Genomic DNA, 11,940 nt, shown 5'->3' on the forward strand with positions numbered 1-11,940 from the left:
CGGTCGCTCACTCCGCGGCCGGGCGCGGCCGGGGCAGCGCCGGTGCCGGCTGCGCCGCGCCGGCCGGCACCAGGAACGCCAGCGCCGCCAGCTCACCGGCGACGGCGCGGTGGCCGCTTGCCGCGGGGCGGCGGCAGCGCAGCGAGCGCGGGGCGCCGGTCGGGGACGCGTCGGTGGGTGCGGGGTGCGGCATGGGGAGCTCCTTCGACTCCGGGGAGCGGGGCCGGGTGCCCCTGCGCTCTCACCCGGCCTGTCGCGTGCCGGCCGCCGGTCGTTGCGGGTCCGCGGGCACGTTCCCCGAATCTGATGACGCCCCCGCCCGACGGCCACCCTCGGTCACCGCGGCCGCGGGGTGGCAGGCTGATCGACATGGGAGTGCGGGCGATCGGGGTGGACGGCTCGCCGGGATCGGTGGCCAGGCTGGCCGCCGCGCTGCGGTCCGCGCTCGACGGCGACGGCCCGGCCGTCGTGCCGGTCCGGGTCGCGCCGGGTGCGGACCCGGCGGTCCCGGTGTTGCCCGCCCCGGTGGCCCGGGCGGCGGCCGAGGGCGCACTGCCGGACGGGCTGGCCGTCGTCGTCGCCACCTCGGGTTCGACCGGTGAGCCCCGGCAGGTCGCGCTGACCGCGGCCGCGCTGCGCGCCTCCGCGGCCGCGACCGCCGCCCGGCTCGGCGGCCCCGGACGCTGGCTGCTCACCCTGCCCGCCGAGCACGTCGCCGGGGTCCAGGTGGTGCTGCGGGCGCTGCTGTCCGGCTCGCAGCCCGTGGTGCAGGACGTTCGGGACGGCTTCCGCCCCGACGGGTTCGCCCGGGCCACCGCCCGGATCGGGCACGGTGCGCGCCGCTACACCAGCCTCGTCCCGACCCAGCTCGCCCGGATCCTCGATCATGGCTCGGCGCCGCTGTTCGCGCTCGCCGGGTACGACGCGGTGCTGGTCGGCGGGGCGGCGCTGGACGCCGGTCTGCGGGCCAGGGCCACCGACGCCGGGATCCGGGTCGTCACCACCTACGGGATGAGCGAGACCTGCGGCGGGTGCGTCTACGACGGCGTCCCGCTGGACGGCGTGCGCGTCACGATCGAGCCCGGTTCCGGACGGGTGCTGCTCGACGGCCCGGTGCTCGCCGCCGGTTACCTGGGCGACCCGGACGGCACCGCGGCGGCGTTCGGCCCGGCCGGTTTCCGCACCACCGATCTCGGCTCGATCGCCCCGGACGGGACCCTGACGGTGCTGGGCCGGGCCGACGACGTCGTCAACACCGGCGGCGAGAAGGTGGCGCCGGCCGCCGTCGAACAGGCCCTGCTCGGGGTCGCCGGGGTCCGCGGGGCCTGCGTGGTCGGGCTGCCGGACGACGAGTGGGGGCAGGTCGTCGGTGCGCTGGTCGTGCCGGACGACGGGGCGGGCGGCGGCCCCGGCGACGCGGTGCTGCGCGACGCCGTCCGTGCGGCCTGCGGCCGGGCCGCGGTGCCGCGGGTGCTGCGCCGCGCGGCCGCGGTGCCCGGGCGGGGCATCGGCAAGCCGGACCGGGCCGCGGTCGCCGCACTGCTGCGTTCCGGCTGACCGCACCGGCGGTGCCGCCGCCGGTCGCCGACCGTGAGATCCGGCTGCCGGGGCGCCACCCGGAACGGTGATACGGACGTACACACCATGGGGTCGCTTCACGCAGCGTGCGTTGCGCCCCGCTCGCACATCGAGTGTGCTTCAGCCACTGGCGACACAGGGTCCACACAGAGCACCCGGGCCACTGTCGTCACACGAAGCACATGAGTCACAGCAGAAACTGCGATGCAGCGGGGGTTTGTCCAGATGCGCAGGATCACGCGGGCCGGGCTGCGAAGCGTCGGCCTGCTGGCCGCGGCGGGGGCGTTCTGCGCCGTCGCCGTGGTGCCGGCCGCGGCGGCCGAGCCGGGAACCAGCTGGCAGCCGGAGCTGGCCGAGGGCAGCGGGCCGGGGATCGTCGTCGACGACGGCGGGGCCCGGTTCGACCCGGCGACCGCCGTCGGGGCGCCGGTCGAGGACGGGGCCACCGAGGCGTCGGCCGATCCGGTCGACGTCGTCCCGACCGGGCTGCTCACCCTGGAACCGCACACCCTGGAGGCGCCGACCCGCGAGGTGCACTCGACGCTGGTCGCCGAGATCCCGCCCGGGTCGAGCGCGACGATCGACGTCCGCGGACGCACCGCCGGCGGCGGCTGGACCGAGTGGATCCCCGCCGAGGACGACCGGACCGAGCTGCCAGAGGCGGCCCGCGAGGTGCAGGGCAGGCTGGTGCTCACCGGCACCGGTGACGCGCGGCCTGCCGTGCGCGAGGTGACCCTGACCGCCACCCCGACCACCGAGGCCGAGGCCGGGCCGCTGACCGAGGCCGCCCCGCGCAGCTACTCGGTGTTCGCCACCCGGGAGGGTCTGGTCGGTGGCACCACCGCGAACGGGCACAAGATCGTCCCGCGGGACCGGTTCGTCGCGCTGCCGTCCCGGCGCGCACTGTCCGGGAAGGGCAAGACCGACTACTCGGTGAAGGTCTGCGCGCCCAACGGCCGCTGCGCGATCGCGCCGGTCTGGGACATCGGCCCGTGGAACACCAAGGACGACTACTGGAACCCGTCGTCGCAGCGGGAGATGTGGAAGGACCTGCCGCAGGGCGTCCCGCAGGCCGCGGCCGCACGCAACGGGCACAACGGCGGCAAGGACCAGTTCGGCCGGCGGGTCGCGAACCCGGCCGGGATCGACCTCGGCGACGGCATCTTCTGGGACGTCCTGGGGCTCAAGGACAACTCCCAGGTGCAGGTCGACTACCTGTGGACGGGCTCGCAGAAGCTGTCCGCCGTCCGGGCCGGCGACGAGCCGGACACCGACATCCTCGCCCGTCCCGAGGCCGGCGCGGAGTCGGTCGGGATCGCGGTGAACACCACCGAGGTTCCGGTGCAGTGCACGCACGGCGAGGGTGACGGCGGGTTCGTCCGGATCGGCGACGGCCAGTACCTGCCGGCGTCGGTGCTCGGTGAGCTGCCGGCCGATCTCCCGGGGTGCGACGCGGGTGACGCCCCGGCCTCGCCTGCCGAACCGGCCGACCCGGCCTCCCCCGCCGATCCTGCCGACCCGGGCTCCCCGGGCTCGCCTGCCGACCCGGCTTCCCCGGCTTCCCCGGCTTCCCCGGCCGATGCTGCCGACCCGGCCGCGCCGGCGGGTCCGGCCGGCACCGCCGGGGGGCCCGCTGCCCCGGCCGACGGCGCCGCGGGGCCCGGGGACCCGGCGGCCGGCCCGGCCGGTGGATCCGGGGCTCCCCCGGCGAACCCGGCGGACCCGGCCGGCACGGGAGGCGACCCCGCGTCCGTCCCGGACGGTTCGCCGCAGGCCGGCGCCCCCGTCCCCGGCTCCGCCCAGCGCGCGCCCTCCGGCGGACGCTGACCGACCCGCCGCACGACGGTCCGCCCGGACGACGATCCGGGCGGGGCCGTCGTCGTTGCGCCGTCGTCGTTGCGCCGTCGTCGTTGCGCCGTCGTCGTTGCGCCGTCGTTGCCCGGGCGGCACGTCCGGCGGGCCCGGGCCTCCCGCGCGGGATAGGTTCGTCGTCGTGGCCAGCACGGCAGAGTGGATCGAGGGAGCGCGCCCGCGCACCCTGCCCACCGCGATCTCCCCCGTCCTCGTCGGAACCGGTTCGGCGCTGGGCGCCGGCGTCGTGGCCCCCGGCTCCGCGCTGCTCGCGCTGCTGGTCGCGGTCGCGCTGGTGATCGGGGTGAACTTCGCCAACGACTACTCCGACGGCATCCGCGGCACCGACGACGAGCGCGTCGGACCGCAGCGGCTGGTCGGCTCCCGGGCCGCCCGGCCCGCGACGGTGAAGGCGGCCGCGTTCGGCTGCTTCGGCGTCGCCGCACTCGCCGGGATCGCGCTGACCGCCGTGTCCGGCCAGTGGTGGCTGATCGCCGTCGGGGCGCTGTGCATCGTCGGGGCGTGGTTCTACACCGGCGGGAGCCGCCCGTACGGCTACGCGGGCCTCGGCGAGGTCGCCGTGTTCGTGTTCTTCGGCCCGGTCGCGGTGCTCGGCACCGCGCTCACCCAGGCCGGGGTGGTGGACCCGGCGACCGTCGGTGTGTCGATCGGCGCCGGCCTGCTGACCTGCGCCGTGCTGGTCGCGAACAACCTGCGCGACATCCCCGGCGACCGGATCGCCGGCAAGACGACGCTCGCGGTGCGGCTGGGCGGACCCGCCACCCGCACGCTGTACGTGACGCTCGTCCTGGTGCCGTTCGTGATCGCCGTCGCCGCCGCGTTCGACCGGCCGGGCCTGCTGGTCGTGCTGGTGGCGCTGCCCGCGGCGGTGCGTCCGGTGCGCGCGGTGCTCGGCGGCGCCGACGGTCCGGAGCTGATCCCGGTGCTCCGCGACACCGGTCTGCTGCTGCTCGCCTGGGCGCTGGCCGTCGGGGTCGGTCTCGCGGTCGGTTTCGGCGGCGGCATCGCGGGCGGCTGAGCGCCGGGCAGCCGCCGGGAGTCGGGTCCGGGCCCGAGAACCGTTCCGGGCCCCGGCGCAGTGCCGGCCGCGTTCCGCGGAACGCCCGCCGGGCCGGTGGGTCCGCCGCGCCCACCATCCGCTGCACAGGATCTGTCACGGGCTGTGCGAGGTACCGGAACGAGAACCGGCAGCCGCGTTCCGCGGAACGCGGGCGGGATCGGTCGGCCGGGCACAGGGGGCCGGGGTCGGGATCGGGGGCCGGCGCACCGAGGTCGGTCCGGTGGGACAGGCCGAGGTTCCCGCTCGACGGCCGCGCCACCGGGTGCCGGACATCACGGCGGCCGGGATACCCGGCCACTGCGCCGCGCTCCGGCACCGCGTTCCGCGGAACGCCGGCAACCGCGTTCCGCGGAACGCCGGACGCCCGGCACGGCGGTTCCGCGGAACGCCGGACACGCGCGCCGTGCTCCTCACCGACGGCGCGCAGCCACCGTGATCCCGTTCCGCGGAACGCGCCGCGGCGAGAACAGCGCGTGGACAGGGGCCGGCAGGTCAGTCGCGGTCGTCGCCGCGCAGCTTGGCCCGGAGCGACTCCCGCTCGGCCGAGCGGCGGGCGTTGGCGACGGCCAGCGCCCGGTCCAGCCGGGACCTCAGACCGCGGAACAGCAGCATCGACAGCGGGAGCGCCACGATCAGCGCCACCAGCAACGCGACCAGCAGCGGCACCCCGGCGAGGCCGAGCAGCAGGGCGATGACGGCCAGCAGACCGAGCCGGGCGAGAGCGTAGAGCGCCACCGTGGCGGCCAGCCCGGGCTCGCCGGCGCGAGCCCGCGCCGCGGCCTGCGGCGGCGGTGTCGTCGGGGACGTCATGCCGTCCAGGGTACGGTCCTGCGGCCGGAGCCCGGAGCCGCGCGCTCGGAGACGGGAACCACCCGTGATGTCCGCTTCAGGAACTTCATCGGCTTTGCCCTTTAAGAACCCTTTACCTCCGGACAACCGTTCGAGTACCTGAGGTCTGAGGTGTCACGATGGCCCGGAAACAACGAGCGGTGACCGCTCCGAGGAGCTTCGGGAGATCCCTCCCAGCACCGCGACTCGGCACCACGCTGCATTTCCGGGAGGATTCCATGGCAGCTCCGACGCAGGCCCCCGAGCGACTGCTGACCCCGGGCGAGGTCGCCACCCTCTTCCGCGTCGACCCCAAGACCGTGACGCGCTGGGCGTCCGCCGGGCGGATCGGTTCGATCCGCACCCCCGGTGGCCACCGCCGCTTCCGCGAGTCCGAGGTCCGCGGACTGCTGGCGGACCTCACCAGCGAGGCGAGCCCCGGGCTCCGCTGAACCCGCGACTTCACTCGCACGTCAGGCCACCTTCGCTACGCTGGACAGCGGAGGTGGCCTGATGTTGTTCCTGATCCTTCTGCTCGGCGCGGCCGTCGTCGCGGTGCTGCTCGTCCGGACCCTCCGGTCCGAGCAGGTGGTCGCCGACAGGCTCCCGCAGCCCGAGCTCCCCTGGATGACCGGTCAGAAGGCGCAGAAGCCGCGCGCGACCGGTCCCGATGACGACCCGGACTTCCTACGTGAACTCGACGAGAAGGTCCGCAACCAGGAGGACCCGCCGGAGCGGGCCTGACCGGACCGAGCCCGTCCCAGCCCCTCCGATCTGCCCGACCAGAGTCCCAAGAAGTCTTGACCGAAGGGCGGTCCACCGGCTCCGGTGGACCGCCCTTCAGTGTTTCCGGTCACATCCGGCGGTGACGCTCAGACCGGGAACCCGTCCGCGACGGCGGCGGCGAGCTCCAGCAGCGCGGTCCGGGTCGGTTCCTCCAGGCGGTCGAGGTCGATCTCCGCGCCCTCCTCCAGGTGCGGATCGAACGGCACCCGCACGACCGCCCGGCACCGGCCGGCGAAGTGCTCCGCGACCCGGTCGAGGTCGACCCCGCCGCCCGCCCGCCGGTACACCGAGTTGATCACGACGACGGCGTTCCGGACGAGATTGCCGTAGCCGTGCGCGTCCAGCCAGTCCAGCGTCGCCGACGCGCTGCGGGCACCGTCGATCGACCCGGACGACACGATCACGAGCTGATCGGCCATCCCCAGCACCCCGTACATCGCGGAGTGCATCAGGCCGGTCCCGCAGTCGGTCAGCACCAGGTTGTAGAAGTGCTCCAGCAGGTCGACCGCACGCCGGTAGTCGTCCTCGCTGAACGCCTCCGACACGGCCGGGTCCTGCTCGCTGGCCAGTACCTCCAGCCGCGACTGCCCCTGCGAGGTGTACGAGCGGACGTCGGTGTAGCGCCGCACCCGGTCGGAGTCGCGGAGCAGGTGCCGGACGGTCGCGGTCGTCTCCAGCGGGATCTTCTGGCTGAGCGTCCCCCGGTCCGGGTTCGCGTCCACCGCGACGACCCGGTCACCGCGGTGCGAGGCGAACGTCGCACCCAGCGTCGCGGTGACCGTCGTCTTCCCGACGCCACCCTTGAGGCTCAGCATCGCGATCTTGTGGGCGTTGAGCAGCGGCCGGTTCAGCCGGGACACCAGATCCCGGCGGTGCAGCTCGGCGGGGCTCTCCCCCGGGTTCACCAGTCCACCGGTGAGCAGGTAGACGAACCGGCGCCAGCCGCTCTCCGGCGGTCGCCGCGGGCTGCCGGACCGGTGTGGTGTCAGGTCGAGCCCGCCGTGCGCGCCGTCGCTCCGGCGGTGCTGCCCGTGGCGGGCCTCGACCGCCTCGGGCGCGGTCCAGCGCGGCCGGCGTGCCCCGGACTCCGGCGCCGGCCGGGCCCCGCCGGTGCGGGAGCCGTTGTCCCGGCGCGCCCGGTCGGACGCCTCGCGCTCGGCCGCATCGCGGTCCCACGAACTCCGCCACGGCCGGTCCGCCGCCGGACGGCCGGTGGCCTGGCCCGATCCGCGTGCGGCCGCGGCCCCGGCGGTCGCGTCACCGGCGGCGGTCGGGCCACCGGGAGCGGTCGCACCACCGGCGGGAGCCGCCGAACCACCGGACCCCGCGCCACCGCCGGCCGTCCCGTCACCGGCGACGGCCGCGCCAGCAGCAGCGCCACCGGGGCCGGCCGCACCACCGGACGCCGCGCCGGCACCCGGGCCACCGGCCCCCGGCGGACCTCCGTCCCCGGCGCCGTCGTCCCGGACGCCACCGCGCGGGGCACCCCCGACCGGAACGGCACCGTGCGCCGGACCGGCGGCGTCGCCGGAACCGTCCGGCCGGTCGGGCACGTCCCGGTCCTGCGCCCCGGCGGTCCCGGCGCCGGGCCCGCCCCACGACGGCGACACGACCGCGTGCGCGTCGGTGGCGGTCACGTCGGCGTCGTCGGCGTGGGTCTGCTCCTCATCGGACGGCGGGTCCGGGCGACGCCAGATCAGCTCGCCGCCCGGCTCGTCGTCGTGCCCGCCGCGGCCCGGCACCGTCCACCACGGCTCCGGATCGGCCGCGCCACCGGAGCGGTACAGACCGGTGTCGTCGGGGCCGACGTCCTGACCGGTCGGGTACAGGTCCTCGGGTGCCCGGTGCCTGCCGTCGTCGGCGCGGGCCTCGGCGGCCGGGGCGGGCCCGGCGGGCCGCTCCCGCTCCGCGTCGGACCGCTCGTGCAGCGCCGACAGGTCCAGCCCGTGCGGCGGCGTGGAGGGGTCGATCTCGTCGACCAGGTCGTCGTCGATCTCCGGTAGCTCGCTGCCCCACGCCGAACCGGCCGGTGGGGTCTGGGTGCCGACCGCGGCACGGCCCGGGGCGGGTGCGGACGCCGCCCGCTCGGCCGCCGACGGCGGGCGCGGCTGCGACGCGGCCGGCTGCGCAGCACCGCCCTCCGGCTGCGCTGCGTCATCACCGGACGTGCGACGACGCCGTCCGAAGGACCGTCCGGACGACTCCGCCGCGCCCCAGCGCTCCCGCACGTAGCGGCCCACCGACCCGTCGGGCTGCTCGCCGGAACCGTTCTCACTCACGGGAACCGACGGTAGCCGTGCGGAACCCGGTGGTCGAGGCGCCTCACACCCCCGCGTACGAGTGCAGTCCGGCGACCACCATGTTGATGAAGAACAGGTTGAACACGATCGTGGCGAAGCCGGCCGAGTTGATCCAGGCCGCCCGCGACGTCCGCCAGCCGGCCGTGGCTCGGGCGTGCAGGTAGGCGGCGTAGAGCACCCACGCGACGAACGCGACCGTCTCCTTCGGGTCCCAGCCCCAGAACCGGCCCCAGGCCGCCTCGGCCCAGACCGCGCCGGTGATGATCCCGAACGTGTACAGCGGGAAGGCGAGCACCGTCACCCGGTAGGCCAGCCGATCGAGCGCCTCGGCGCCCGGGAGCTTCGCGGCCAGCGCGGCCGGGCGCTCGTTGCGCTTCATCAGGAACAGCAGGCTCGCGACGCCCGGGACCAGCAGCATCCCCGAGGCCAGCGTGATCGTCGTGACGTGGATGATGATCCAGTACGACTGCAGGGCCGGGACGACGGGCGCGGCCTCGGCGTAGAGCACGGTGCCGGTGATGAACATCAGGAGCAGGATCGGCGTCAGCACGAACACCCCGGCCGGACGCAGCGGCGGGTGCTTGCGGACCAGCACCAGCCAGGCGCCGACCGCCATCAGGCACAGCGCCGAGGTGAACTCGTACATGTTGCCCAGCGGCCACCGGTAGGTCGCCAGCCCGCGCAGCACGATCGACCCGGCGTGCAGGACGACGGCGAGGATCATCAGCGAGATCCCGATCCGGCCGTACCGGTCGGCCCGGGTCCGGCCGGTCCGGGAGCCGTCTCCCGGCGCCCCCTCGGCCCCGTCGGGCCCGTCCGGGGTGTCGGAGATCTCAGTGTCGGCACCGCCGTCGCCGGCCCCGACGGCCGCCCGCCTGCGCGGCGCCCTGGCCACCCGGGTCGCCGCGTACTCCAGCGACGTGAAGATCATCGCGAGCAGCAGTACGACGAGCGTGGCCTGGAACAGCCGGTCGCTCCACATCGAGGTGATCGGATCGACGAGCATCGGTGTCAACCGTCCTTCTTGTCCATCGGGTCGAGCAGTTCCGAGCCGAGCCGGTCGAACTCCTCGCCGTAGCCCGCCCGGTCGGTCCGGGCCAGGCCGCCGAGCTGGATCCGGCTGCCGCCGTCGACCGGGCGGATCCGCACCCACAGGCGCCGCCGCTTGACCGACAGCGACAGGGCCAGCCCCGCCACCATCACGATCGAGAAGACCAGCACCCAGATCTGCCCCGGGTCGTGGCCCACCTGCAGGTTCACCCACGGGGTGACGCCGTCGAACCGGACGACGGTGCCGTCGTCCAGGGTCACGCTGTCACCGACGCCGAGCCGCTCCTCGGCGACCGTCACCAGCTCGCCGTCGTCGATCTTCTGCTGGTCCACCGTGAAGATCGACTGGCCGCGGCCGTCGTCGATGCCGAGATCGCCGCGCATGATGTTCACGTCGGCGGTCGGCGCGCGCAGGTCCGGGTGCACCGACGCGAGGTTGCCCTCGGCGTCGACCGCGCCGGTCGGCGCGAACGTGCCGGTCACTGCGAGCTGGGTGGTGCGGCGCAGCTCGGCGTCGGTGATACCGGGCTGCTCGAACTTCGTCGCGCCCTCGGAGAGCTGGCTGCCGCTCTGGTCGACCGGCCGCCACTGGATCCCGCCGGTGCGGCTCTGCCCGTCCGGCCAGGTCACGGTGAACTCGGGCGCGTAGCCGTAGCCGGTCAGGTAGGCCCGGTCGCCGTCGGTGCGCAGCGGGTAGTTGACGGTGATCTCGCCGGGCCGCCAGTCGGTGACGCCGTCGGCCAGGTCCTCGCCGGTCTGGTAGCCGATCTGCGCGCCGAACGTCGAGGGCTGCCCGTTCGGCAGCCAGGTCCCGTCGAACCGGTCGACGCGCACGCAGAACTCGTTGAGGTCGGTGCCGTCGACCCGCAGGCCGGCCCGGAACGTGTCGTAGCCGAGGATCGAGCTGTTGCAGAACTCGGCGCCGTCGGCGCGGACGATCACGTCGCCCTCGTAGCCGTAGAGCTTGCCGCCTGCGAAGCCGAGCAGCAGCCCGATCAGGCTGAGGTGGAAGACCAGGTTGCCGGTCTCGCGCAGGTAGCCGCGCTCGGCGGACACCGCCGTCACCCCGCCGGGCTCGGAGCGCTCGACCCTGCGCCAGCCGCGCAGCAGCCGCCGGGTGCGCTCCAGCACCGCGTCCGGCGACTCGGCGGAGTCGGCCTCGGCGTGGTGCGGGAGCCGGGTCAGGTTGCGCGGGGTCGCGACCGGCGCGGCCCGCATGCTGTGCCAGTACTCCACCGAGCGGGGCAGCACGCAGCCGACGAGCGAGATCATCAGCAGCAGGTAGATCGCCGCGAACCACGGGCTGGCGAACACCTCGAAGCCGCCGAGCGACTCGATGATCGGCGCGGCGGTCGGGTAGTCGGCGTAGAAGTCGTCGACCAGGAACTCGTTCAGCGAGCGCTGCGGGATCAGCGCGCCCGGCATCGCGGCCAGCGCCAGCAGGAACAGCAGCACCAGCGCGGTGCGCATGCTGGTCAGCCCGCGCCAGGTGTTGCGCAGGAACGCGGCCACGCCGCCGAACCGGTCGCGGCGTGCCGGGGGCTCGCTGCCCGTTGTGCTGCCCGGCGGCTGCGGCGGGGCGGTGGGCGGCCGTGCCACCCCGGAGGTCATGTCGGAGGTCATGTCAGATGGGCGGGGTGAACCCGGCGATCGACACCTGGAGCTGGATCAGCCAGCGCGCCCACAGCCCGGAGACCAGGAGCACGCCGACCAGCACGAGCATCGCCCCGCCGGCGATCTGGATCGCGCGGGTGTGCCGGCGCAGGCGGCCGAGCATCCCGACCGCGCGGGACGCGCCCAGCGCGATCAGCACGAACGGGATCCCGAGCCCGGCGCAGTAGGCCAGGATCAGCACGACGCCGCGGAACGAGCCGCCGCCGGTGCCGGCCGCGACGGCGACCACGCCGGCCAGCGTCGGGCCGATGCAGGGGACCCAGCCGAGCCCGAACACCGCGCCCAGCAGCGGGGCGCCGGCCAGGCCGGCGCGCGGCGTCCAGTGCGAGCGGTACTCGCGCTGCAGGGCCGGGATCAGGCCGGCGAACGCCAGCCCCATCACGATCATCACGACGCCGCCGATCCGCTGCAGCAACGCCTCGTTCTCGATCAGCACGTCGGACAGCCACACGACGCCGACCATGATCGCGCCGAAGACGACGGTGAACCCGGACACGAACAGCAGCGCCGCACCGGCGACCCGCCAGCGGCCGTCCGGGCGGGTCCGCTGCTCGACGACGGCGGTCCCGCTGCGGCGGGCGGTCTCGCGCTGCCGGGCCTCGGCCTCGGTCACCGGCGGCGGCTGCGCCCCGACCAGGCCGGCCAGGTACGCGAGGTAGCCGGGGACCAGCGGGACGACGCACGGCGAGGCGAAGCTGACCAGCCCGGCGAGCACCGATACCAGGGCCGCCAGCAGCAGCGGCCCCGATATCGCGAGGGCGGTCGTCGGGTCCATCGCATCCCAGGGTAGAA

Annotated in this window: 10 protein-coding genes and 1 pseudogene; 5 read left to right on the top strand and 6 right to left on the bottom strand. The window is 75.4% G+C overall.

The genetic code is table 11. From position 1 onward, the window contains the following. Positions 1-7: 7 nt before the first annotated feature. A complete protein-coding gene (locus tag ACVJO7_RS06790) occupies positions 8-193 on the bottom strand; it encodes a hypothetical protein (protein ID WP_491672146.1) in 186 nt (61 codons plus the stop codon). A gap of 176 nt (positions 194-369) precedes the next feature. On the opposite strand from ACVJO7_RS06790, the gene menE reads away from it, so the two are divergent. The 3 genes from menE (at position 370) to ACVJO7_RS06805 (ending at position 4,468) form a co-directional block, all read left to right on the top strand. Further along, on the top strand, positions 370-1,557 hold the full coding sequence (gene menE, locus ACVJO7_RS06795; protein WP_491672147.1) for an o-succinylbenzoate--CoA ligase: 1,188 nt from the start codon (positions 370-372) through the stop codon (positions 1,555-1,557). A 246-nt stretch (positions 1,558-1,803) separates the two neighbouring features. Continuing rightward, positions 1,804-3,405, top strand: a complete 1,602-nt coding sequence (locus ACVJO7_RS06800) for a DUF8814 domain-containing protein (protein ID WP_491672148.1) — start codon at positions 1,804-1,806, stop codon at positions 3,403-3,405. Between the two features lie 166 nt (positions 3,406-3,571). Next, the gene (locus tag ACVJO7_RS06805; RefSeq protein ID WP_491672149.1) at positions 3,572-4,468 is read left to right on the top strand and encodes a 1,4-dihydroxy-2-naphthoate polyprenyltransferase; all 897 of its coding nucleotides are present in this window, start codon (positions 3,572-3,574) and stop codon (positions 4,466-4,468) included. Positions 4,469-5,002: 534 nt separating this feature from the next. On the opposite strand, the gene ACVJO7_RS06810 is transcribed toward ACVJO7_RS06805, so the two are convergent. Continuing rightward, positions 5,003-5,320, bottom strand: coding sequence for a DUF4229 domain-containing protein (locus tag ACVJO7_RS06810; RefSeq protein ID WP_491672150.1), 318 nt, complete (start codon positions 5,318-5,320; stop codon positions 5,003-5,005). Between the two features lie 257 nt (positions 5,321-5,577). Between ACVJO7_RS06810 and ACVJO7_RS06815 the strand changes: the two genes are divergently transcribed. Then, the gene (locus tag ACVJO7_RS06815; RefSeq protein WP_010224110.1) at positions 5,578-5,790 is read left to right on the top strand and encodes a BldC family transcriptional regulator; all 213 of its coding nucleotides are present in this window, start codon (positions 5,578-5,580) and stop codon (positions 5,788-5,790) included. Positions 5,791-5,851: 61 nt separating this feature from the next. Beyond that, positions 5,852-6,082, top strand: coding sequence for a hypothetical protein (locus ACVJO7_RS06820; protein ID WP_491672151.1), 231 nt, complete (start codon positions 5,852-5,854; stop codon positions 6,080-6,082). A 128-nt stretch (positions 6,083-6,210) separates the two neighbouring features. Here ACVJO7_RS06820 and ACVJO7_RS06825 read toward each other — a convergent pair. The 4 genes and pseudogenes from ACVJO7_RS06825 to ACVJO7_RS06840 all read right to left on the bottom strand — a co-directional run. Then, positions 6,211-7,089 (bottom strand): annotated as a pseudogene (locus ACVJO7_RS06825) (MinD/ParA family ATP-binding protein); the annotation flags it as partial. A gap of 1,357 nt (positions 7,090-8,446) precedes the next feature. After that, the gene (gene ccsB, locus ACVJO7_RS06830) at positions 8,447-9,430 is read right to left on the bottom strand and encodes a c-type cytochrome biogenesis protein CcsB (RefSeq protein WP_491672152.1); all 984 of its coding nucleotides are present in this window, start codon (positions 9,428-9,430) and stop codon (positions 8,447-8,449) included. A gap of 5 nt (positions 9,431-9,435) precedes the next feature. Next, a complete protein-coding gene (resB, locus tag ACVJO7_RS06835) occupies positions 9,436-11,097 on the bottom strand; it encodes a cytochrome c biogenesis protein ResB (RefSeq protein WP_491672153.1) in 1,662 nt (553 codons plus the stop codon). Position 11,098: 1 nt separating this feature from the next. Beyond that, positions 11,099-11,923 (bottom strand): cytochrome c biogenesis CcdA family protein, encoded by an 825-nt coding sequence (locus ACVJO7_RS06840; RefSeq protein WP_344027054.1) that lies wholly within the window; start codon positions 11,921-11,923, stop codon positions 11,099-11,101. Between the last annotated feature and the right edge of the window lie 17 nt (positions 11,924-11,940).

The sequence above is a fragment of the Pseudonocardia sp. DxW genome (assembly GCF_058448985.1).